At 42.2% G+C, this 21,072-nt stretch carries 22 protein-coding genes and 1 pseudogene; 8 read left to right on the forward strand and 15 right to left on the reverse strand.

Annotated elements, in window-relative coordinates; translation table 11 throughout:
- Positions 1 to 136: 136 nt before the first annotated feature.
- Both CYLST_RS11565 and CYLST_RS11570 read right to left on the reverse strand, forming a co-directional pair.
- Entirely contained in the window at positions 137 to 1,234 is a 1,098-nt protein-coding gene (locus CYLST_RS11565) for a DJ-1/PfpI/YhbO family deglycase/protease (RefSeq protein WP_015207907.1), read from the reverse strand.
- A 198-nt stretch (positions 1,235 to 1,432) separates the two neighbouring features.
- Positions 1,433 to 1,810: a DUF2267 domain-containing protein gene (locus tag CYLST_RS11570; protein ID WP_015207908.1), complete on the reverse strand. Its 378-nt coding sequence runs from the start codon at positions 1,808 to 1,810 to the stop codon at positions 1,433 to 1,435.
- 354 nt (positions 1,811 to 2,164) lie between these two features.
- Between CYLST_RS11570 and CYLST_RS11575 the strand changes: the two genes are divergently transcribed.
- Positions 2,165 to 2,563, forward strand: coding sequence for a DUF6335 family protein (locus CYLST_RS11575; RefSeq protein WP_015207910.1), 399 nt, complete (start codon positions 2,165 to 2,167; stop codon positions 2,561 to 2,563).
- Between the two features lie 12 nt (positions 2,564 to 2,575).
- Here CYLST_RS11575 and CYLST_RS34420 read toward each other — a convergent pair whose 3' ends face one another.
- On the reverse strand, positions 2,576 to 2,728 hold the full coding sequence (locus CYLST_RS34420; RefSeq protein WP_157162568.1) for a hypothetical protein: 153 nt from the start codon (positions 2,726 to 2,728) through the stop codon (positions 2,576 to 2,578).
- Between the two features lie 1,408 nt (positions 2,729 to 4,136).
- On the opposite strand from CYLST_RS34420, the gene CYLST_RS11580 reads away from it, so the two are divergent.
- Together CYLST_RS11580 and CYLST_RS11585 are read left to right on the forward strand one after the other, a co-directional pair.
- Positions 4,137 to 4,646: an orange carotenoid protein N-terminal domain-containing protein gene (locus CYLST_RS11580; protein WP_015207911.1), complete on the forward strand. Its 510-nt coding sequence runs from the start codon at positions 4,137 to 4,139 to the stop codon at positions 4,644 to 4,646.
- Between the two features lie 14 nt (positions 4,647 to 4,660).
- Positions 4,661 to 5,170: an orange carotenoid protein N-terminal domain-containing protein gene (locus tag CYLST_RS11585; RefSeq protein ID WP_015207912.1), complete on the forward strand. Its 510-nt coding sequence runs from the start codon at positions 4,661 to 4,663 to the stop codon at positions 5,168 to 5,170.
- Here CYLST_RS11585 and CYLST_RS11590 read toward each other — a convergent pair.
- Positions 5,154 to 7,160: an ATP-binding cassette domain-containing protein gene (locus CYLST_RS11590; RefSeq protein ID WP_015207913.1), complete on the reverse strand. Its 2,007-nt coding sequence runs from the start codon at positions 7,158 to 7,160 to the stop codon at positions 5,154 to 5,156. The two genes, CYLST_RS11585 and CYLST_RS11590, sit on opposite strands and share 17 nt — an antisense overlap.
- Before the next feature lie 114 nt (positions 7,161 to 7,274).
- On the opposite strand from CYLST_RS11590, the gene CYLST_RS11595 reads away from it, so the two are divergent.
- Positions 7,275 to 7,586 (forward strand): hypothetical protein, encoded by a 312-nt coding sequence (locus tag CYLST_RS11595; protein WP_041233070.1) that lies wholly within the window; start codon positions 7,275 to 7,277, stop codon positions 7,584 to 7,586.
- A 65-nt stretch (positions 7,587 to 7,651) separates the two neighbouring features.
- On the opposite strand, the gene CYLST_RS11600 is transcribed toward CYLST_RS11595, so the two are convergent.
- The 3 genes from CYLST_RS11600 to shc all read right to left on the reverse strand — a co-directional run bounded on the left by CYLST_RS11600 (position 7,652) and on the right by shc (position 11,901).
- Positions 7,652 to 8,239 (reverse strand): pentapeptide repeat-containing protein, encoded by a 588-nt coding sequence (locus tag CYLST_RS11600; RefSeq protein ID WP_015207915.1) that lies wholly within the window; start codon positions 8,237 to 8,239, stop codon positions 7,652 to 7,654.
- Between the two features lie 540 nt (positions 8,240 to 8,779).
- Entirely contained in the window at positions 8,780 to 9,619 is an 840-nt protein-coding gene (locus CYLST_RS11605; protein ID WP_015207916.1) for a DUF2887 domain-containing protein, read from the reverse strand.
- Positions 9,620 to 9,975: 356 nt separating this feature from the next.
- Complete coding sequence (gene shc / locus CYLST_RS11610) at positions 9,976 to 11,901, reverse strand: squalene--hopene cyclase (protein ID WP_015207917.1); 1,926 nt, start codon at positions 11,899 to 11,901, stop codon at positions 9,976 to 9,978.
- A gap of 124 nt (positions 11,902 to 12,025) precedes the next feature.
- On the opposite strand from shc, the gene CYLST_RS11615 reads away from it, so the two are divergent.
- On the forward strand, positions 12,026 to 13,213 hold the full coding sequence (locus CYLST_RS11615) for a glycosyltransferase (RefSeq protein WP_015207918.1): 1,188 nt from the start codon (positions 12,026 to 12,028) through the stop codon (positions 13,211 to 13,213).
- A gap of 16 nt (positions 13,214 to 13,229) precedes the next feature.
- On the opposite strand, the gene CYLST_RS11620 is transcribed toward CYLST_RS11615, so the two are convergent.
- The 4 genes and pseudogenes from CYLST_RS11620 to CYLST_RS11625 form a co-directional block, all read right to left on the reverse strand.
- Complete coding sequence (locus CYLST_RS11620) at positions 13,230 to 13,808, reverse strand: cytochrome b (protein ID WP_015207919.1); 579 nt, start codon at positions 13,806 to 13,808, stop codon at positions 13,230 to 13,232.
- A gap of 128 nt (positions 13,809 to 13,936) precedes the next feature.
- A pseudogene (locus tag CYLST_RS35885) lies at positions 13,937 to 14,053 on the reverse strand (SDR family oxidoreductase); the annotation flags it as partial.
- 122 nt (positions 14,054 to 14,175) lie between these two features.
- Entirely contained in the window at positions 14,176 to 14,319 is a 144-nt protein-coding gene (locus CYLST_RS34430; RefSeq protein ID WP_157162570.1) for a hypothetical protein, read from the reverse strand.
- A complete protein-coding gene (locus CYLST_RS11625) occupies positions 14,307 to 15,014 on the reverse strand; it encodes an ROK family protein (protein WP_015207920.1) in 708 nt (235 codons plus the stop codon). The genes CYLST_RS34430 and CYLST_RS11625 overlap by 13 nt, the downstream gene beginning before the upstream one ends.
- 417 nt (positions 15,015 to 15,431) lie before the next feature.
- On the opposite strand from CYLST_RS11625, the gene CYLST_RS11630 reads away from it, so the two are divergent.
- Positions 15,432 to 15,935 (forward strand): 2TM domain-containing protein, encoded by a 504-nt coding sequence (locus tag CYLST_RS11630; protein WP_015207921.1) that lies wholly within the window; start codon positions 15,432 to 15,434, stop codon positions 15,933 to 15,935.
- 191 nt (positions 15,936 to 16,126) lie between these two features.
- On the opposite strand, the gene CYLST_RS11635 is transcribed toward CYLST_RS11630, so the two are convergent.
- A complete protein-coding gene (locus CYLST_RS11635; protein ID WP_015207922.1) occupies positions 16,127 to 16,750 on the reverse strand; it encodes an FMN-dependent NADH-azoreductase in 624 nt (207 codons plus the stop codon).
- Positions 16,751 to 16,899: 149 nt separating this feature from the next.
- Here CYLST_RS11635 and CYLST_RS11640 point away from each other — a divergent pair, with 149 nt between their 5' ends.
- A complete protein-coding gene (locus CYLST_RS11640) occupies positions 16,900 to 17,232 on the forward strand; it encodes a winged helix-turn-helix transcriptional regulator (RefSeq protein ID WP_015207923.1) in 333 nt (110 codons plus the stop codon).
- A 55-nt stretch (positions 17,233 to 17,287) separates the two neighbouring features.
- On the opposite strand, the gene CYLST_RS11645 is transcribed toward CYLST_RS11640, so the two are convergent.
- The 3 genes from CYLST_RS11645 to CYLST_RS11655 all read right to left on the reverse strand — a co-directional run bounded on the left by CYLST_RS11645 (position 17,288) and on the right by CYLST_RS11655 (position 19,102).
- Positions 17,288 to 17,680: a salt stress protein, Slr1339 family gene (locus tag CYLST_RS11645; RefSeq protein ID WP_015207924.1), complete on the reverse strand. Its 393-nt coding sequence runs from the start codon at positions 17,678 to 17,680 to the stop codon at positions 17,288 to 17,290.
- A 154-nt stretch (positions 17,681 to 17,834) separates the two neighbouring features.
- Positions 17,835 to 18,440 carry a vWA domain-containing protein gene (locus CYLST_RS11650; RefSeq protein WP_015207925.1) on the reverse strand — a complete coding sequence of 202 codons (606 nt, stop codon included), beginning with the start codon at positions 18,438 to 18,440 and terminating at the stop codon, positions 17,835 to 17,837.
- A 56-nt stretch (positions 18,441 to 18,496) separates the two neighbouring features.
- The gene (locus tag CYLST_RS11655) at positions 18,497 to 19,102 is read right to left on the reverse strand and encodes a vWA domain-containing protein (RefSeq protein WP_015207926.1); all 606 of its coding nucleotides are present in this window, start codon (positions 19,100 to 19,102) and stop codon (positions 18,497 to 18,499) included.
- 222 nt (positions 19,103 to 19,324) lie between these two features.
- On the opposite strand from CYLST_RS11655, the gene CYLST_RS11660 reads away from it, so the two are divergent.
- Positions 19,325 to 20,881: a P-loop domain-containing protein gene (locus tag CYLST_RS11660; protein WP_015207927.1), complete on the forward strand. Its 1,557-nt coding sequence runs from the start codon at positions 19,325 to 19,327 to the stop codon at positions 20,879 to 20,881.
- Positions 20,882 to 21,072: the final 191 nt, after the last annotated feature.

Here is a 21,072-nt window from a genome sequence, read left to right on the forward strand (position 1 = left end):
GCGGGGTTTCTCCACCCTTGCATCTATGTTTTCTCAAACCGCCCGCAGCGTTAATCCAAAATCTAAAATTGCCATGAGGCGCAAAGAATCTGTTTTCTGGTGTGTTCTTTACGCCTCACTGAATCCTGACGAAAACTTACATCGCCACAGCTGCCCCTGAAGTAGGTTTAGGAGGCTTCACCCCAGCAGCAATTCGCGACCGATACAGCTCTACCAATCGCTGTTCGTATTTCGCCAAATCGTTGTAAATTTCTTTAAAAATTGCTGTTGCTACCGGGTCAGTGTACATTACAGATAAATTGAAAATATCGCCAATACCCGTTTGCACATCACCCAAAGCGCAACGTATCTGATAGATATCGTCACTTCCTGTTAACGCTGTTTTTACCTTGGCATATTGATTAGCGATATTAGCAGCTAAAGAGGGTTTTTCGCCCAGTTTATGCAGGTAAGTTTCCAGCTTTTCAATGTGGCGTTGCTTATTACCTATCATCTCTTGAAAGAGTGATTTTACTTCCCTATCTGATTCTTTTTCTACATACTGCTCTATTGCTTCTAAGCAATAACGCTCACCCGCTAGAGCAGTATTCAACCCTTTGGCAATATCACCCTTCGTTGAGCCACCCCAAGCATCAGCTATTTTCCACCATTCAGCACTTGTGTCTTTTTCATTTGGCAATGCAGCTTCTTTACCACCGTAACCCAAGCGGTTCAAGATTGCGGTTGTAAAAATTGCCAAGTCCCCAGGTTCACGGGAAGTAATTAAATTTCCGTCAACAACTACAGGCTCATCTAGATAGTTTGCCCCAGCATTAATTAGATCCTTGCGAATAGCGCTAAAGCCAGTAACTTGTTTACCTTTGAGCAAATCACCTTCAATCAAAACTTGTGGACCGTGGCAAACCGCAGCGACTAATTTTCCTTGTTGCACTGCTTCTTGGACAAAGCGGACTGTGTTGAGATTAAGCCGCATTTTGTCGGGAGCTAAACCACCAGGAATTATCACTGCGTCGAACTCAGAAGCTATTGCTTCTGTTGTTGTGCCATCTGGTTGCACCGTGAGCTTACCACGTTTACCCTTATATTTTTCATTCATCCGGGAACCGAGGACGACTATTTCCATCCCCGCTTGTCTTAACCCATTATAGGGAACTGTAAATTCTACATCCTCGACTCCATGTTCAATAAGGAAAGCGATTTTTTTGTTGCCTGAATTTTTGTGGTTTTGCGTCATGAATTTTCTCGATTTATTTACAGAATTTGCCTAAGCTAAAATAGTCATTAATCAAGTTATCTTAGGTTTTGCTATTGTTCAAATCAATGTTTTTGGTTAACAAAATGAATGGTGTTGCCCATAAATTAGTAAATTTCTAAATTTTGCATTGGGAATTGTTTAGTATCCAGATGCTTAATTTATAATTTATTTATGTGGCTATGTGGCAAACAATTCTTCATAATCGTGAGAGAAATAAGCGTGGAATTGGGTAAATATTTCGGGAGTAACAGCGTTTTGCAACACGGCGAAAACAGCCCGGACATGAATTGCCGCGGTAGTGGGTTCAATATTTTCTTTTTGACTTGTACGCTCAATAAAGTTTTGTAGATTGAATGATTGACCACTATCTGCCTCTCGCCCTTGCAAATACGTGGCTAGTTCTTGGGGCAATTTTGCAGCTAATAGTTGTGCTTCATCACCTGGAATCCGTTCTTTAATTGTTTCAAGTGTGGCGCGGGTAGCTATTTCTGCTTCTTCACGAGAATTAGACTGAGCAAGGCTCTGTACATGTGTAATGAATTCGTTATATTCCACCTTCTACCTCCGCTTCTGAAAATCAATGTTGGTTGTTTAGCATTCAGGTAGTTTAAATCATGAAGAATATGCCTATAAGCTAAATGGCTTTGTTATCGATTATGCCTGTACAAAAAAGCGAAGAGTCAGAAGTTAGTAAGGGATAAGTCTCGGTTAATAACTTCTGACTCGTACCGTGATTTGAAACTACAAGTGGACTAACCATGAATTCATACATACCAGAATATGTTTGAATCACTAACTTAGCTTCGTTCCCAAGAGATAGATTTTTTCTGCCTAAAGTCATACATCCTCAGTCATATAAACTTGCAGCGTGAAAGCGTTATTGTGAGGATACAGAAAATAACTAAAATCATGACCAAAAAAAATCAGAATCGCGACCTAAAATCCGATGATTTGCCACAAGAAATTACTGAATCCTATGGCACTGGAGTGAAAGACTTGCCGGGATACAATATCGGTGGGCGCTCAATGCGGGATGAAAGACGCGAGTATACAGAAACCAGCCCCCTACTCACTGGTGGTGATGTTGATGCTTATTGGCAAGATGCGGATGCAGTAGGGGATGAAGCTGTTGGTGGTACTGCTCCTACGCCCGATCAAAACGTGACTGAAGATTTAGAAGCAGCAGTGGGTTTGCCTATGGATGATTACGCCTTTCTGCGTACCAATGATATTTTAGAGCAACGTGATGATGCTCGCTGGGAGTTAGATCCAAAGTCTTCTGAAGATTATCAAGAACGACGAGAGTAAACTCATATCACTTTATTTTCTAATAGGATCGTCAGGTGGTTTGTTAACAATCACCGACGCTCCTTTTTTGGCAAACTTGCGGGCAATCATTTCTCCAATGCTAGCAACAGTAATCAGGGACTGACAAATAAAAAAATCTTCCAATAAACTCTTGTGGGAGGTCACGAGATTCCAGATTCAGGAGACGCCCACCCGATAACATTGGATAATTTATTCTTTGGATATCCCTAAGAGGATGTCTGAAAAGTTGTTTGTGATCAATAAAACACTCGTAGATTCCCCCAACCCCCCGAACGGGGGCAAAAACTTCTCAAAGTCCCCCTTGTTCAGGGGAGCAGGCGCGCAGAACTGTCTTGTCTCCACGCCACATGCTTCTCCCAGGGGGAGACGCTGCGCTAACAAGTCTTAGTTAGACGGCAGTCGCTTCTTTATGCCTCTTAACCCTAGTCGAGCGCTGCCTCCCCAACGCAGTGGCTGCCCATGACCGACTGGCGTGGATTTAGGGAGATCTCGATCAATTTTGATCCGAATCAGACATCCTCTAAGCGCTACTTGGTCTAGTGAATCTCTATTCAATTTCATACCTCCTGAAAGCTGTTAATGGCAAACCTCTCCACCAAGCCATGCATTAACTTTGCTTTGGAAATTACCTATTTTTTCCAAAGCAAAGTTTGATAATGCTGAACTACACTCCGCCCAATTTCTGTTCTATTTCTAATTGTTCTCATCTCTGGTTGAGATACATCTGTCTTCAGTGGGGTTAAAGGCTAAATATAGGATTCCGGTTTAACTTTTGAAAAAGTCTGCTATGGGAACACCTCTACCCCTCTGCTTGCAAGAGTGCTTATTACCTGTCTTTACTCCTTCAGTTTATGAATACCTTTGATAAGGTTACTAACAACATTTCTCCAGTCTTAACAAAATGGAGAATTATCTGTTGTTTTGTTTCCCTGTGTTGGACAGCGATAATTAAAAACTTACCAAATAAGTTTTATTTTCAATAGCATATATTCGCGCTCAGTAACTCAAATAACTTAATTTTAAAGACTCTCTTGTCTAAGTAGCTATGTTGCCTGCAAGCCCTCGATATTGTCAGGGTTTTGGGGCTTAGGTCTGTTTAAGATTTTTTCAACAAACAACAAGTTGATCTGAAGTTGCTCTATTTAATAGAGAAGTTTATGTATAAATATCAGCAAATGCCCAAATTCAAAAGAGATAAACACAGAGTAAACACTATGCTTTTTACTCTGTGTTGTTCAACGTTAGTCTTTGGGGCAGCTGCACCCTTAAGTCATGACGCCCTTTGCTTCTTATTTACTACTTTAAGTTTATTTATATTTGTCTTCATCTGTCTTTCGACTGGTTTAAATATATGGTTTTTACATTAACACTCTATCTTTTTATAGTGTTTTCAGTAGGATTTAAATTTATAACCTGAATAGAGACAAGCTCAGAAAAGCCAAACTTTTTACTTGGGATATTTTCCGTTGTAGATTTGATTACATTTTCTCACTATCTACTCCCAAAATATAGCTATAGCTACAAAATTGTAACTAATTTATCGGAGGTTTCTGTGACTTATACGAATATCTATCCTTTAGAACAAGCTGTATCAGCGTTTAATAAGTTAGATATAGACGACCGCCTGGAGGTGCTGGCGTTACTGTATCAGCAGCGTGCTCACTTGATTTCCCTAGATGATTTAGATGCAATTGATCAAGACTCACTGCATCTGATGCTGACACAAATTCAACATCTCACCTCAGAAGAAAAGCTAGCATTTCTCAGTGATTTGCTATTAAAAGATGATACTGTCCAAGGTGGAATGACGCTGGACACAGATACCAGTATTGAGGTGATAGAACTTGCATCTAGCGGCAGTTCTTACCCTACTAATGAGTATCATTCTCTGGATACTGAATCTAAGTTGGCTTTTTGGTTTGTCTTCGCAGAAAATTTGAGAGAATTAGTCATCGGTATTCCCAATGACTATAGCCCGACTGCGGTGGTTAAAAAAGTCTTTAATTCTCTCAATTCACTTGAACCTGATGAATTAGTAGTTTTTCTGAAGCAAGTCTTATAAATTAGGAGGTTTTTATGACTGCTACGAATATTAACGCCGTCAGACAAGCTGTATCAGCTTTTCATGAGTTACAAGAAGACGAGCAGCTAACAGTTTTGGGTTTAATTTATGCGGAAAATGCTGATACAATACCCGCCGATGCAATCGATTCTTTACCGATAGAAACTGCTGGAGATTTGGTAGCACAAATTCAGCAACTATCCCCAGAAGAACAGTTATATGCTCTGGGTGATTTACTTTCAGCAAACAGGAATGATCAAGATGAAGTGATGCTTGATCCACACCCTAGCAAGGCATTAGTGGAACTTACTCGCGGTGGGACAAAGATTCCGACTGGTGAGTATGGCTCACTCAGTGCTGAAGCTAAATTAGCTTTTTGGTATTTGATAGGAGAAAGATTAGGCACTACAATCATCGGTATACCGCGTGACTATAGTCCTTCTGAGTCAGCAACAGAATTGCTGAACACACTCAAGTCATTAAATACTAATGATTTAGTGACATTTCTCAAGCAGGTTTTGTAACTTTTTGGGTACGTTGAACAATGCCAATAAAGGCATCTTCGAGAGAAAAGGGAATCGGTCGCAGAGAGTGCAGATTGATTCCCTCTGCTTGTAAGATGGAGCGGATTCGGGGAAGGTCGGAGTCGGGGTGATCGAGAACTAGGTGGAGGCGATCGCCAAATATCGAGACTCGCCAGGGTGTAAACTGAGTCTTGAGCAGGTTTGAGGCAATTTGCGTTTTATCAGTCGCCACCTCCACCAGTTGACCGGGAAGTGATGCTTTAATCTCACTCGGCGAACCTTGGATCACCACCTCACCGGCTACCATAAACCCCATGCGGTGGCATTGTTCTGCTTCTTCTAAATAATGGGTTGTCACTAACACTGCTGTACCTGACCGCGCAAACTCATTAATCAACCGCCAAAACTGACGCCGCGCTAAGGGATCTACCCCGGAAGTTGGTTCATCGAGAAACAAAATTTCTGGCTCATGCATCACTGAAGCACCGAAAGCAACTCGCTGCTTCCAACCTCCCGGTAGTTGACCTGTGAGCATATTCTCTTTACCGACTAAGCCGCAAGTTGCCAGTACCCAGTCAATTTTTTTACGGCGTAACCGAGGCGGCACACTGTAAACGCCACAGTAAAATTCCAGATTTTGGATAATGCTCAAGTCGTCATAGAGGGTGAATTTTTGGCTCATGTAACCTAGGCGTTGGCGTAAGGCACTACTACGCAGATTTTGGGTTTGTCCAGCTAGGGAAATTTTTCCAGATGTGGCTTCTAGCAATCCGCATAGCATCTTAATAGTCGTCGTTTTACCTGCGCCATTTGCTCCTAATAAGCCGTAAATTTCACCATGGCAAATTTCCAAATTGACACTTTTAACGGCTTGGAAGTCGCCAAAGACTTTTTTGAGGTTTTTGGCACCAATGGCGACATCTCCCCCAATTCCGCCGCTATCAGAGAAGGTGGTTAGGGGGTGAGTTTGCTGACGGGAACGGGGAAAGGGTAAAAATGCTGGGTCGTTACCAGATGCACGCAGGCGGGTCACAAAAACGTTTTCTAGGGTAGCTTCAGCGGTGTAAATGCTTTGTAGTTGCAGTTGCTGTTGACTGAAAATTTTCTCAACGGCTGCAATACCCACTGCGGCATCTTTCACCAGAACATCTAATCTATCGCCAAAGGTTTGGACATCGACGATGGTTGTTTGTTTGTTGGCTATGGCGTTGTGCAAGATTTGTTCGGCGGCGACAATTTGATCGGTTCGCACTTCTAGACGTTGTAAACCTAAACTTTTTCGCAATTGTCCGAGGGTGCCGATTTGCTGAATTTGTCCATCATAAATCAAAGCAAGGCGATCGCATCTTTCGGCTTCGTCTAAATAAGGTGTGGCTACGACTATAGTTACACCTTGTCCGGCCACAGCGGCGAGAATATCCCAAAATTCCCTTCGGGATACAGGGTCAACCCCTGTAGTTGGTTCATCCAACAGGAGAATTTCTGGTTGGGAAATCAACGCACAGCACAGAGCTAATTTTTGCTTCATTCCCCCTGAAAGACGACCAGCGATGCGATCGCTAAATTGCTCTATACTCATCAAACGCAGATATTTGTCGCGACGCTGCCGAAAAACCTGATCTGGCACCTCACGCAACCCAGCACTGTAACGCAGATTTTCATCAATGCTTAAGTCGAGATAAAGTGAAAATTGCTGTGTCAAATAACCAATAGATAAACGAGCATCGCGGGGTCGTTTGCCTAAAATCTCGATTTTGCCAGCAGATGCTTCCATTACCCCACCCAAAATGTGGAAGGTTGTGGTTTTTCCTGCACCATCAGGGCCAATTAAACCAAAGATTTCTCCCCGCTTGACTGCAAAATCTATTCCTTTAACAGCAACTAATTTTCCGTAACGTTTAGATAAACCTGCTACTTGAATTACTTCAACATCGCTCTGGGGAGATTTTAAGTAATCTTCTCTAGCTGTGGCTGATGTGATAATAGTCATAAAATTTTTTACCTTGATTTCAGAATAACTACAGTATCTTCAGGTAATAATTAGTAGAAATGATACTTTTAAAATAATCCGTCGGGGTTAATGCCAAAAAACGAATTTACTATTATGCCTGACGACACCCGCAAATTTACAGACAAAGTTGGCGCTATTGCTTTTTCAGGTGGTCAAATTACCCTTGGCATCCAAATCATTCAAGGACAACAAAAGCCAAACCCCACCAAATATATACCATATCGCGCCTCTGCTAGCTTCGTGGGACGAGAGCAAGAATTAACCATGCTGCATCCCACCTTCTCAACACCGCTGAACCTCGACACGGTACATGATAGTAGTTTGCAAGATTTGGCAGTATCTATTGGTAACTATGGCTTTAACGACATCGGCACAGAGCAGTCTGTGAAGCAGCAAACATCGTGAGATTAGCGATCGCTCAGAACTACAAATCTCTTAAGTTGGGTATTTTGGTTATTAAAACGGTAAAGCTATACTTCTGGTGGCGGCAAGATTATGGGTAAAGTAGTACTAGTGAGGTAGGCTCCACTAAAGTCGACTGCACTCAAATTGGCTCCACTCAAATTGGTTCTAATCAAATTGGTTCTACTCAAATTGGCTCCACTCAAATCGGTTCTACTCATGTCAGTGTCCCGTATGTCGGCGTAACTAAGGTCGGCTTCACTGAGATTGGCCCCTATAAGTTTGGCCTCTATAAGGATAGCGTAACTAAGGTCGACTCCACTAAGGTTGGCCTCTATAAGCCTGGTTTCCCATAGGGAAGCGTCACTAACATTGGCTTTACTAAGGTTGGCTTTACTAAGATTGGCTCTACTAAGGTCGGTTTCACTAAGGTTGGCTCTACTAAAGTCGGTTTCACTAAGATTGGCTCCTTCAAGGTTGGCTCTTAAAAGGTTGACTCCTTCGAGGTTAGCTCCTTCAAGGTTAGCTCCTTCAAGGTTAGCTCCTTCAAGGTCGCCTTTACTAAGGTCTACTTTAGTTTCATAATTTTTTACTCGCCATTGATTCCAATTCTTTACCCCTTGCTTGAGCACAGATAGCTGCTCTTGATTAGCCATTAGAAGTCTATGAATGGATAATAAATATTTTATACTGGATTTGGAGCCATTTGGAGCCTAATTATTAGCCAATACCGCCTGAGAATCAATTCTCAGTCTAATAGCCGAAGTCGGCTCAAGCCGACTAAATAAAGCTCTCGAACACTGGAAGCAGACTTTGAAGCGCAACTACAATTTTAGCTCGACTTTATCCATTTTTACGAAACCCAAAATCTGACGCAGAAACCATTGTGGGACGGTAGTTTTAGTTTTTGTAATTTATCGAAAATCAGTGACATAAAAAAAGTATTTGCCAAAAAACCAGGGTTTTTTCGGGTCAGGAAAATCGATTTCTTAATTTTGGATAATGTGGAGCTTAGAGGATGTTTGGAAAGTCATAAAGTTTATCAAAAGACCCCTCTCCAAACCTCTCTCCCACAGTCCGAGAGGCTTTAAAAATCCTATTCTTCGTTCCCCTTCCCTTCTAGGGAAGGGGTTAGGGGTTAGGTTTCCGAGATTTTGATGTTAATAACAATACTTTTCAAACATCCTCTTAAAGTTTCATGCTCCAATCTCAAAGTTCTGCTGTAACCATCCTTCTAAATCCGCAACAGTAGAAAAATCCAACAACGCTTCACCTAAAGCCTCTAGCTGTGCCAAAGATAACACCTGAACCTCTGACAAAAATTCGTCAGGAATCACACCCAAGCGTCGGTTTAACTGTCTGAGAACAAGCGATCGCTCTCCTGCTTCACGACCTGCTTCCCTCGCTTCTCGCAAAACCCTCGGTTCTTCTAGTGGCAATCCTAACATGGCATCAATCTCCTCTCGACTTAGGTTAGTGAACTTGTAGAAGATAATAGTTGTGATTAAATCTATTATCGCTGGTTCTGACTGTACCTGCGCTTGTTCCAGCAGAAAACGTGCTGTTTCTATTACCTCCGTTCCTTCTTTAATAGTCAGCAACATTAACCCTAATCCTAAGGGTTGTTGCTGTAACTCTCCCAATTCATCAAGATAAACTCGACGAACTTGATCACCTGCTAACAAAGACCGATGAATTATTAAATTTGAGGGTTCTAGGTTGCGAGAACCAAAAATTATTATCCCAAACCAGTCATCATAACGGATAGAATGGCGGTGAAGAAACAGCGATAATTCTGAAAAGAAGCGAAAATACAAATCCTCATCTTTCTGAAATTGCACTTCAGCAAAAAAGACTACTTTAGAAACTGCATTGGCTGGAGGTAGAAATACTCCATCAATCCGAAATGCTGTTTCTTTTACCTCAACTGATTCAAACTGGTAGTTTTCGGCTTCTGGGGGTGGTTCATCTACTAATTCAAACAACAATCCCGGAAATTGCTTGAACAATTTATAAAAGATGGTATCACGTCGCATTATTACTTCAATTTGTGTTAAGTAGCTGGCCGTAAATAATTAAAGGTTTGTAGTGAGGGCTTTAGCCCTCAATGTAGGGCTGAAGCCCTTACTACGAGCTAATTTTTTTTACATTAGTTAACACAATTTAAGTTATTTTTATCAACCTACTTAAATAATAGTTTTAATTGTGAAATATTGAGTTCCTAACATTTTGCCCCTAGCCCTAACGAAACGCATCCTACCTGTGGTTTTTTGATGCGTTAGGGAACGCATCCTACCTGTGTGTGTTTAGTCTCTAGAAGTTTCTTTAATCATTGCCTGATAGCGACCTAGGTTTTTTGATGCGTTAGGGAACGCATCCTACTTGTGTGTGTTTAGTCTCTAGAAGTTTCTTTAATCATTGCCTGATAGCGACCTAGGGCTATTAACGGGAAGTATTGCTGATAGAGATGATACTTTAAATAAAAATGACCAGGGAAGCCAGTCCCTGTAAACTCTGCTTCATCCCAAGTACCATTTGACTGCTGAGTTGCTAATAGGTAGCTGATTCCTTTTTCAATAATATCAACAGCTAATTTTTCTGTGGCTTCACCTGCGGCGATTAACCCAATTAACGCCCAAGCTGTTTGGGATGCTGTACTGCAACCTTGTCCTTTGAGACTGGGATCGTCGTAACTGCGGCAAGTCTCGCCCCAACCACCATCTGGATTTTGACATTTAGCTAACCAAGCTGCACCCCGTTCGATGCTGAGTTTGTGCTTTTGGGGATTAATTAAAGCTAGGGCTGACAAAACGCCGCTGGTTCCATAAATGTAATTTACTCCCCAACGACCAAACCAACAACCTTCGGTTTCTTGCTCACTGATGATATATGCAAGTGCCCGTTCTAGATTATATGTATCGATGGATAGATGACACAAACCCAACATTTCTAATACTCTAGCGGTGACGTCTGCGGTGTTGGGGTCGATCATGGCTTTCAAGTCTGCATAAGGCATTGAGTTGAGCCAATCTTGATCATTATCTAAATCAAAGGCTGCCCAACCCCCTGGTTTGCACTGCATGGAAGCTATCCAGTTGAGGGCGCGAGCGATCGCATTTTGTTTGAGTTTTTCGTTAGGCAGTTTCGCGGCTTGGAGTGCCATCACCACCACTGCCGAATCGTCAACATCTGGATAAAAGCGATTTTCAAACTCAAAGGCCCAAGCACCTGGTTTTCCCTGGCGATTCTTCACCGCCCAATCACCGTAATCGAGAATTTGCTTTTGCAATAACCATTCTCCCCCCCGCACCACCGCCGGATGATCCCCTGCTAAACCAGAATCTATCAAGGCCCGCATCACCCAAGCTGTATCCCAAACAGGTGAAACACAAGGCTGGATGCGGTAATGATTTTCTGTTTCTATGGCAAAGTGATCAACTGCTTGCAAGCCTCGTTCGACAATGGGGTCGGTGACATCGTAACCCAGACAGCGCAAAGCTAACAGCGAATTTAGCATGGCGGGAATAATTCCCCCCCAATCGCCTGTAGCTTCTTGTCTCTCTAAAATCCACTTTTCGGCGGCTTTGATGCCTTCTTCTCGAAAGAAGACTAAATTCAGGCTTTCTGCTAATTTAAATCCATGATCTAGGGTGATGAATAAATCAGTCCAATCACCGTTGCGGGGTAATTCAAACTGTACTTGATTGATACTTTCTGCATATAACTCATCTAAGGAGATAGTTGGATCTGTCAGATAAACAGGTTTACGATCCAAGACAATCAACAATGGCACTGTGCTGGAACGGGCCCAGCTAGACATGGAATAAATATTGACTGGAAAATCATTGGGTACAAGCATTACCCAAGGAGGCAGGGAGGGGAGTCCGCGCCAGTTGTAGCAGCCAATGAGGGCTAAGTACAATTTGGTAAAAATCCGAGTTTTGCTGATTCCACCCCGCCCAACAATAAAGGCTTGGGCTTTGATCATTGCCGGATCTGTTGCTGGTACACCTAGCAACTTCAGCGCCATGTAAGCCTCTACGGAAGTACTCAAGTCTCCACCATCGCCATAAAACATTTCCCAGCCGCCATGCTGCCTTTGCTGAGAACGGAGGTAAGTGGCAACTTTGTCTAAGGATCTGGTTTTGTCTGTGCCCCAAATTTTATGCAGCAGGACAACTTCAGCGGTGATGGTGACATTAGATTCTAATTCTGCCCACCAGTAACCATCTGTATTTTGTAACGACAGCAGAAAGTTTTGACTGGCGGCGATCGCAGTTTCAACTTGCTTGACTTTTACTTGATATTGTGTTTGCATCAACTCTTACTCAACCTCAGAAAGGAGACAATGGTGAGAAACTCGGCTGTGGGGAGATAACATTCTTTCCCATCAACAGTAGACATAGTATTCTGTCTGAGACATTGAGAATTTGCAATACATCATGGCTGCAATTGTGTTCGGGCTGATGCTTTTATCCTTGATCATTTGGGTCGGTTTACTGAGTTTTTGGGGGCAGTTTTGGCGAGCAGATCAGCAATTAGAACTATCTAGAGACGTTGCCTATAACGCCTCTACACCAACGGTTTGTGCGGTGATTCCTGCCCGCAACGAAGCTGAATTATTACCAATCACTTTGCGATCGCTATTACGCCAAGATTATCCCGGTACTTTTAACGTGGTTTTAGTAGATGATCACAGCACAGACCAAACAGCTAATTTTGCTGAAGGCATTGCCCACGCTGTCAACAAAGCCCAGCAATTACACATTGTCTCTGGTGAATCTCTACCTCCCGGTTGGACGGGTAAACTTTGGGCAATGGAACAAGGCATTCAGAAAGCTGTAGAGACGTTTCATGAAACGTCTTTACAAACACCAGACTATTTTTTGCTCACTGACGCAGATATCGAACATGATATTGGCAATCTCCACCGCATGGTTGCGAAAGCGGTGAGGGAAGATTTAGACATGGTTTCTGTAATGGTGCGACTTAGATGTGAAAGCTTTTGGGAAAAACTGTTAATTCCGGCTTTTGTCTTTTTCTTCCAAAAACTCTACCCCTTTCGCTGGGTGAATGACCCCAAAAATAAAGCCGCAGCAGCGGCTGGGGGTTGTATTTTAATTCGGAGAGAAGCTTTAGCCCGAATTGGTGGGTTATCAGTGATTCGCCAAGCTTTAATTGACGATTGCTCTTTAGCGCAAGCTGTTAAATCCAGTGGAGGGCGCATTTGGTTAGGATTGAGTGATTTAACTCGCAGCTTGCGTCCTTATGATTCCCTAGAGACAATTTGGCAGATGGTAGCCCGCAGTGCTTACACTCAACTAAATTATTCCCCATTGCTGTTAGTGGGCAGTTTATTGGGGATGATTTTGGTTTATCTAGTGCCACCCGTGGGGATGATTTTGGGTGGATTGATGGGGAATTGGGCAATCGCATTTACAGGTTTATGTGGATGGTTGCTGTGTACATGGGCTTATTTCCCGATTATCCGTTTTTACAAGTGTTCCCCGGCTTTAGCTTTTTGCTTACCTGCGATCGCCTTTCTCTATACCCTCATGACCCTAGACTCAGCAATCCGTCATTGGCAAGGGCGCGGCGGTGCTTGGAAGGGACGGGTTTACAAAATTTGAGCAAACTGTGGAAAATTCATTTTGATGACACAAGTGCGATCGCAGCTTGGGAAAACCGCCGCATTTGGGCGCGTAAGTATTTCCTTTGGTCGAAGGAATGCAGGATAATAAAAGCTAGAAATGTGTAGGATATCCAAAAGTGTAAACTTTCGGCCAAGTCATATAGAGATTTGTTGGTGGGAAACAAGCGTGGTAGCACAAGCCCAGTATTAAATACTTTGACCTCATAACCAGCAGAGTTAGAAAAAAAGTAACCGCTGAGTGGTACTAAAAGCATAAAAAAGTATAGCGCACTGTGCAAAGCCACAATTTGCAACCAGTCTCCTTTGCGTTGAGGCTGACGCCGTCTATATTTGTGTTGGAGAGCCAGCAGCAAAAAAGAAATTCTCGCTAGCAACAAACTCATAACGGTAGCCCCAAGCACCTTATGGAAGTCGTAAAAACTCTCCCTATAAGCAAAGGAATCTGAGAGACTTACCATCACCCGACCACTAACAAATATCAGTAAGTAGAATGAGGCCATGAGCCAATGCAAAAACCACAACCTCTGCGCGGCCGACTTTTTTCTTACTCGCTTTTGTTGAGCAACTGTCATCTGAATTACTCCTTTATTTCTTAGTAATTATTGCTCAGTTTGATTTTTTTTAGCAAGTTCAGGCATAATTACAACGAAACAATCAGGATTCTAGACAAAACCCCAAACCTCCTCAGAGTAAGCCGCGATAATCTTTCATATTCTGCCACGGCTTTGTCGGCGATGATCCTCTTTACCTGCTGAAAGTTAGTGACATCTGCAATCACAGATATCGCTTCACCGCCAAAGCCGCAGATTTGCGCCAATGATTACTACCTGCTGATTAATTAGACATCTGGTAAAAAAGAATCTAGAGACGTGACATGTCAGGTTTCTACAAGGGTTCCAGGTAATGCATATTTAATTTTCACTCCTATGTCTATTGGCTTTAATTGCATGGTAAATAATCTGTATCTACTTCTTCGATGTGATCAGTTGGATTTGCGTTCGCCAACAGCGGGCGTTTCGCCATCGCTTCACCCCTCACAAGCCTCACAAGACTGATGCCGAGAGCAAAGTCTAATCTTTCCACAAAGCAATCCCACCTAATAAACCGGTGACATTGGGGATGAGTTTCACATTTAATGGCAGATGCATATTCACCTTGACAGCTTCACCACCACCGATGTAAAGGTAGTCATAATTGAAGAGATGCTGCAAAGAAGCGATCGCTTTTTCTAACCGCCGATTCCACTTTTTCTCACCAATTTGTTCCAAAGCTGCCCGTCGGAGTTGTTCTTCATAAGTCTCCCCTTTGCGAAACTGATGATGTCCCATTTCCATATTTGGCACCAATTTACCATCGATAAACAACGCCGAACCAAAGCCAGTCCCCAGGGTCACCACTAATTCTACACCCTTGCCTGCGATCGCACCTAAACCCTGCATATCAGCGTCATTAATCACCCGCACAGGTTTGTTTAACTGCTTAGACAAGGTTGTTGCCAAATCACAGCCAATCCAATCTGGATGTAAATTTACCGCTGTTTCCGTAACGCCACATCGCACCACACCCGGAAAACCTACGGAAACACGATGAAAATCACCTTGTGCCGCTGCTAACACCACAATTGCATTAATCACTACCTCCGGTTTAGCCGGTTGGGGCGTTTCTAAACGCGCCCTTTCCGTTAAGGGCTTCCCAGCGATATCCAACACCATAGCCTTAACACCACTACCGCCAATATCCACTGATAGGGTGCGAACTGATCCATTATCTTCAACCATTGTTTTTTTCCTTTTCGCTGCTTCCTCTTTGGATATTATGCTGCGGCGTCCAGGTGATATCCAGATATTTTGATAGTCTTCACATCTTTGAGATTGCTACCCGCAACCTCTTTACCATAAACCCACGCAGTTATGGTAAAGATAAAGTTAGAGGGCTTTTAATCCCTAGCCAGAATACTTGCCACCCTTGCCACCATTTTATTTATCCTCCAATCTGTCGCCAACGCTTGGGTACAGGTAATTAAAGAGATTTACAGCTTTCGCCAACCCCAACCGAGTTAAAAATTCGGGTAATCACTACCGCCAGCCCCCATCCAGATTTGTTAGTGTAGGGATAATGGAAATAGTGGTGGTGTCACTGCGCGATAGTTATCGGGCAGGAGTTCTCTATTAAAATTAATTTCAGAGCTAAGAATTATGACGGCGTTTGAACCTAAAAGTCTCCGTTCTTATAGCCAAGAAGACGTACAGAAAATTTTGCAATTTGCGATCGCCCGCCAAGCTGACGATCAAAATAAAGAATTTTCTTATGAGCAAATATTAGAAATCGCGGCTGAGTTAGAAATATCCCCAGACTCTTTAAATCTAGCAGAACGCGACTGGCTAGCACAACGGAGCGAAGGGCAACAGCGACAAGCTTTTGATGTTTACCGCCAAGGAAGATTTAAGAAGCGTCTTGGCAATTATGCCATTGTCAACGGTTTTTTTATGGTGGTAGATTTGATTGGTGGTGGCGGCATCTCTTGGGCGCTGTACATTTTGCTATTCTGTGGATTCGCCCTAGGGCTAGATATCTGGAATACCTTTCAAACTAAAGGCGAAGAATATGAAATGGCATTTCAGAAATGGAATCGCAAGCATCAAATCAAACAAACCATCAACACAGTGATCAATAAGTGGTTCAAAGCTTTGCAGATTTAGCTCAAACTTGTTTGAAAGAAAACTAAACCTACCGCCCGTTTTAGGGGAAATGAAGCCCCCCAGGACTTGGGGGGTTGGGGGGATCTTCTTGATCTAAGGGAATACCAAAAAATAAAATATCCAGTAATCATAGACTTGTAGCAATGCTGTGTCCCTACCGATTGGATATTTTTTTATTGGAAGTCCCTAAATTACCAATTAGCTACCGCTTGAGCGATCGCATCCTTAGCTGCGGCTAAAGACTTATCACGGGCATCATCACCGAAGTTCAGGCTATCGGCATGGATAAAAGTAATGTCAGTAATACCAATAAAACCGAAAATAGTGCGGATGTAGGGTTCTTGCAAATCATAGGCAGCGTAGGCGGTTCCTGGTGGGTAAGTACCACCACGCGACGTGATAACCAGTGCTTTTTTACTGCTATCAACTAAACCTTTGTAGCCTTGCTCACCAATTGCAAAGGTACGCCCAATACGAACAATTTGGTCAATGTAAGCCTTGAAAGTAGAAGGGATGCTCAGGTTGTACATCGGCACACCAAAGACATAGAGATCAGCCGCTAGCAGTTCATCAATCAGGGTATCAGATAACTTAATTGCCTCAACCAATTCGGGTGTACGCGCATCGGGTGGTGTGAAAGCACCAGCAATCCACGATTCGTCTACATGGGGCACAGGATTGCGGCCTAAATCCCGGTAAGTGACTGTATCACCAGAATGAGCATCTTTCCAAGAAGTGACGAACTCATAGGAGAGTGCGCGGGAAACAGAGCGATCGCCACGAGGACTAGAATCAATATGAAGGATATTTGCCATAATTTAAAGTTCCTAAATAAAACTACGCCTGTGGGCGTTTAATAGTGTTCAGTCAGGCGACAAAATTCTTAACCGTAATGACTTTAACCTATGTACAATTGCTATGAACAGTAGGCACTAATAAGTAAGATACTTACTAAAAAGTAACCATGAAAGCTGAAGCAGAAATCGAAAGCAGACTGACTTGTGAAGTAGAAACCACGATCAAGGTAATCGGCGGACGCTGGAAGGTTTTGATTATTAGAGAATTAATTGCAGGGGTAAAACGGTTTGGTGAGTTGCAGCGTTCCTTACCAGGAATTACCCAAAAAATGCTCACCCAGCAACTCAGAGAAATGGAAGAAGACGGGATCATACATCGAGAAGTCTACCCACAAATCCCCCCCAAGGTAGAATATTCATTAACGCCTTTGGGAGAAAGTCTCAAACCCATTCTCTATGCAATGCATGAATGGGCTATACAGCATTTAAGTAATAGGTAATGGGTAATGGGTAATTGGTAATGGGTAATGGGTAATAGGTAATTGGCTCTTTTTATTAATTACTTTGCAAATATTCAATCGCCGCTTCTAATTTTGAAGGAAATCCTTTAGCAAAACTTTCAAACCAAAGTCCTTCTGATGAAAGTGGATCTAATTTGGCTAGCCATTCTTTAGCAGGTTTTCTTAAAGCCTCTAGTTGCTTGGCTTTGAGTTGTTCTTGGCGAACTTTCTCCGCTGCTAATTCTTGCTGTTTTCTCAACTCCTCAGCAGCATCTTGTTCAGCAATATCAGCTTGAACTTCCGCCAACAAGTTATCTATAAAAGATCCTGAATTTGCTGGCGGTTGCACGAATGATTTAGCAGGAGTTGATTGAGGCTGCTGCTGTTGAGGTTTTGGTTCTTCATATTCAGCTTTGATTTCAGATAACAGCTTATCAATGGAATCCATTTTTTCGAGTCCTGTTAAGGGTATGGCTAGTACCGCTATCTCTACGAGACGCTACGCGAACGCGGAATTCAAAATTCAAAATTTAAAATTCAAAAAGTTGATGACGTAGGCTTTTGGTCTATTTTGAATAGTAGCCTTATTACGCCATTATGTATTAGTCAGTAATGGCATTGAGTAGCACTTCTGATAAACTCATATCTTCCATATCATCCATTGTCACAGTGTCACAGATATCAAATTTTGCACCAGCGCCTTGGAGTTCATCATCCAAAACTTTCAGAAAGCGGGTAGCTTGGGCATCTGTGCCAACTTGAATAAAAGAAATAGCTAATTCTTCATCGCGATCCATTCGGCGAGAAGCTTCAATAATTACCTTCATCACCGCTTTGCGATCATCTGGTTCCCCATCAGTCACAACTAAAATTGTCTCGCCATTCGCTTTAGTTTTATTAGCTGCTTTGCGTTGAAAGTAATCATCAGTAGCGTGTTTCAACACACCAGCTAAATCAGTAGTACCAGAGGGATCATTTTCTTGAAAAATTTGTGATACCTTGCTGGTTGTGACATTTTCATAGCGCTTGAATCTACCAGAAAATACATAAATGGTGATGCCATCTGGGTCAAATTGCTCGCACTTATTAGCTAAAGCTAAGGTAGATTCCTGTGCGGCTAGCCATCTGCTTCTACCACCTTTTTGATCTGGGGTAGCCATGCTGCCACTTTTATCGATAATTAATGTATAATCCCGGTTTTCCAACACTTTTCCCTCACCAGTTATCAGTTATTTATGATTCCGGACTTTAGACTATTGATAAATTAGTCGGTTATCGCATTCATTAAAACATCTGCAAGGCTCATGTCTTCTAAATCATCTAAAGTGATGGTGTCGCAAATATCAAATTTAGCGCCTACACCTTGTAATTGATCGTCCAAAGCTTTGAGAAACTTAGTTGCTTGAGCGTCAGAACCTACTTGAATGATCGAAATTGCTAATTCTTCATCCCGTTCCATTTGACGAGTTGCTTGAATGATTACCTCAAAGACCGCTTTGCGATCGTCTGGTTCGCCATCGGTGATGACTAATATTGTCTCACCATTGGGCTTAGTTTGACCGCTGGCTTTGCGCTGAAAGAAATTGTTGACGGCATCCTGAAGTACACCTGCTAAGTTTGTCGTTCCAGCGGGGTCGTTTTCTTGAAATATCTGCGCGACTTTGGCTGTGGTGACGTTTTCGTAGCGTTTAAATCTCCCGGAAAACAGGTAAACGGTGATCCCGTCAGGGTCAAACTGTTCGCATTTTCTGGCTAAGGCGATTGTAGACTCTTGGGCTATCTCCCATCTACTTCTACCGCCCGCTTGGTCGGGGGTAGACATACTGCCGCTTTTGTCAATAATTAAAGTATAGTCGCGATCGCTCATCATAATATCCCTGTGATTACATCCCTGTGGTTCTAGTTTAGTTCAAGAATAGCTCCCTAGCATCTTGCTCTAGACGGTTTCCCACCCCTAGGACGTTTTTCTTCTCGCTATAAGTTACTCTACATATTTATAACATTTATAACTAAGAGAAACTACCGAAAAAACCCGTAACTATGGGCTAAAGTACAGATAAGGTATTAAATTATTGCTCTCACAACAGCAAAGATGAATATTGACTTCGTTATAAACACAATTAAAGCTGCTGGCCCTCTAAGTTTTAGACAAGCGCAGAAAAGCGAAATTTTCATTAAAGTTTTACAAAACTTAAAACTTGACCAATCACAACCACCAAAAGATTTTGAGGGGGTTTATGCTTATGCTTTAGTAAAGTATGGCGTACCTAAATCTGATAATTTACTAGATTTTTTTAGACAAAAAGAGATTAAACAGGCTTTTTGGAAAGCGTTTCAGGAAAATCCCACAAATTTTATTGAGGATGCAGAATATTTTCTCGACTGGAATATCTTAGGGGATGAGATTAGAGCAGAGAAAATCAATATTCGTCAGGAATTTAAAGAATTTTATCATATTTTTCTGGGCGTAACGAGGCGCACGAGAAACCCAGCAGAAATTTTACTTGATCCCAATTTCCGGGAAATGGGGGAAGAGTTACCCTACCCAGATAAGTTTAAGTCACTGATTGAAGAAAAAATTAGGGCGTTTCGTGGTCGTAAATTCGTGTTTGCTGAGTTTGATAATTTCCTCAAAAACCAGCGAAAGGGCTATTTTACGGTGATTGGGGATGCGGGGATGGGAAAAAGTGCGATCGCTGCTAAATACGTTTATGACCATCAAGCGATATGTTATTTCAATGTTATCGCTGAAGGTAGCAATCGACCAGAGCAATTTCTAGAAAGTATTCGTAAACAACTAATTGAACGTTATCGATTGACAGATGCAGACAACGCCGATTTACCAACATTGTTGAATAAAATCAGTGAAAACTTTACCGCTAATGAACGGCTAATAATTGTCGTTGATGCTCTCGATGAAGTGGAACAAGAACCAGGAGCAGAGAATATTTTATATTTGCCTAAAACTCTGCCAAATAGAATTTATTTTTTGCTCACTAGACGACCTTATGCACCGAATAAAAAACGCCTGTTTACTGAAGGATTGAAGCAGCAAGAGTTAGATTTGACAGCAGGTGAATATGCAGAGTTTAACCGCGCCGATGTGAAAGAGTATATTCGGTTATTTGTCAATGAAGATTCAGAATATAAAGACGCTTTAAGCAAATGGATTAAAGACCGCAATATCTCATCTGAAGAATTTATTGAGCAGGTGTCTGTTAAGAGCGACAATAATTTCATGTACCTGCGCTATGTCTTACCAGGTATTGCTCAAGGTTTGTATAATGACCTATCTTTGCAGCAGTTACCAGAAGGTTTACAAGAATATTATCAAATTCATTGGGAACGGATGGGTATGGAGAATGAACCCAATAGATTAAAGGTAATTGTGTTGTTTATTTTGGTGGAGATTGGTACAGCTATTACCTGTGAAATTATCGCGGCGATTTCTCAGCAGGATGAATGTGATGTTGAAAAGATTTTAGATACTTGGCGGGAATATTTGAAGAAGCGGGAAATCCAGGGAGAAATTTGTTATAGCATTTATCATGCAAGTTTTCTGGACTTCTTAAAAGGTAAGCGGGAATTGAAATCGAGCAGGAAGATTTTTGATGAGGTGAATCAACAAATTGCTAATTATTTATATTAATTAACTCGGAGATACCCAAGCTACCGTGTACACACAAGTTATCCGATTAACCAAAAGTCTTGAAAAACCTCACCCTGTCCTGACGGACATCCCTCTCCTTGCGAAGGAGAGGGACAGGTTGTGCGTAGCAGAACCAGGGTGAGGTTCCTCTCGTTCCTAGGCTCTGCCTAAGTACTTACAAATCTATCAAT

This window comes from Cylindrospermum stagnale PCC 7417 (genome assembly GCF_000317535.1).
In the GTDB taxonomy this organism is placed as follows: domain Bacteria; phylum Cyanobacteriota; class Cyanobacteriia; order Cyanobacteriales; family Nostocaceae; genus Cylindrospermum; species Cylindrospermum stagnale.

What these genes read in the sequence shown, in the direction of transcription:
- CYLST_RS11605 (WP_015207916.1), bottom strand. Translation starts at nt 9,619, where the DNA reads ATGCGACGTGATACCATCTTTTATAAATTGTTCAAGCAATTTCCGGGA.
- CYLST_RS11585 (WP_015207912.1), top strand. Translation starts at nt 4,661, where the DNA reads ATGACTGCTACGAATATTAACGCCGTCAGACAAGCTGTATCAGCTTTT.
- CYLST_RS11640 (WP_015207923.1), top strand. Translation starts at nt 16,900, where the DNA reads ATGAAAGCTGAAGCAGAAATCGAAAGCAGACTGACTTGTGAAGTAGAA.
- CYLST_RS11655 (WP_015207926.1), bottom strand. Translation starts at nt 19,102, where the DNA reads ATGATGAGCGATCGCGACTATACTTTAATTATTGACAAAAGCGGCAGT.
- shc (WP_015207917.1), bottom strand. Translation starts at nt 11,901, where the DNA reads ATGCAAACACAATATCAAGTAAAAGTCAAGCAAGTTGAAACTGCGATC.
- CYLST_RS11590 (WP_015207913.1), bottom strand. Translation starts at nt 7,160, where the DNA reads ATGACTATTATCACATCAGCCACAGCTAGAGAAGATTACTTAAAATCT.
- CYLST_RS11625 (WP_015207920.1), bottom strand. Translation starts at nt 15,014, where the DNA reads ATGGTTGAAGATAATGGATCAGTTCGCACCCTATCAGTGGATATTGGC.
- CYLST_RS11645 (WP_015207924.1), bottom strand. Translation starts at nt 17,680, where the DNA reads ATGGATTCCATTGATAAGCTGTTATCTGAAATCAAAGCTGAATATGAA.
- CYLST_RS11575 (WP_015207910.1), top strand. Translation starts at nt 2,165, where the DNA reads ATGACCAAAAAAAATCAGAATCGCGACCTAAAATCCGATGATTTGCCA.
- CYLST_RS11660 (WP_015207927.1), top strand. Translation starts at nt 19,325, where the DNA reads ATGAATATTGACTTCGTTATAAACACAATTAAAGCTGCTGGCCCTCTA.
- CYLST_RS11620 (WP_015207919.1), bottom strand. Translation starts at nt 13,808, where the DNA reads ATGACAGTTGCTCAACAAAAGCGAGTAAGAAAAAAGTCGGCCGCGCAG.
- CYLST_RS11600 (WP_015207915.1), bottom strand. Translation starts at nt 8,239, where the DNA reads ATGGCTAATCAAGAGCAGCTATCTGTGCTCAAGCAAGGGGTAAAGAAT.
- CYLST_RS11565 (WP_015207907.1), bottom strand. Translation starts at nt 1,234, where the DNA reads ATGACGCAAAACCACAAAAATTCAGGCAACAAAAAAATCGCTTTCCTT.
- CYLST_RS11630 (WP_015207921.1), top strand. Translation starts at nt 15,432, where the DNA reads ATGACGGCGTTTGAACCTAAAAGTCTCCGTTCTTATAGCCAAGAAGAC.
- CYLST_RS11615 (WP_015207918.1), top strand. Translation starts at nt 12,026, where the DNA reads ATGGCTGCAATTGTGTTCGGGCTGATGCTTTTATCCTTGATCATTTGG.
- CYLST_RS11635 (WP_015207922.1), bottom strand. Translation starts at nt 16,750, where the DNA reads ATGGCAAATATCCTTCATATTGATTCTAGTCCTCGTGGCGATCGCTCT.
- CYLST_RS11595 (WP_041233070.1), top strand. Translation starts at nt 7,275, where the DNA reads ATGCCTGACGACACCCGCAAATTTACAGACAAAGTTGGCGCTATTGCT.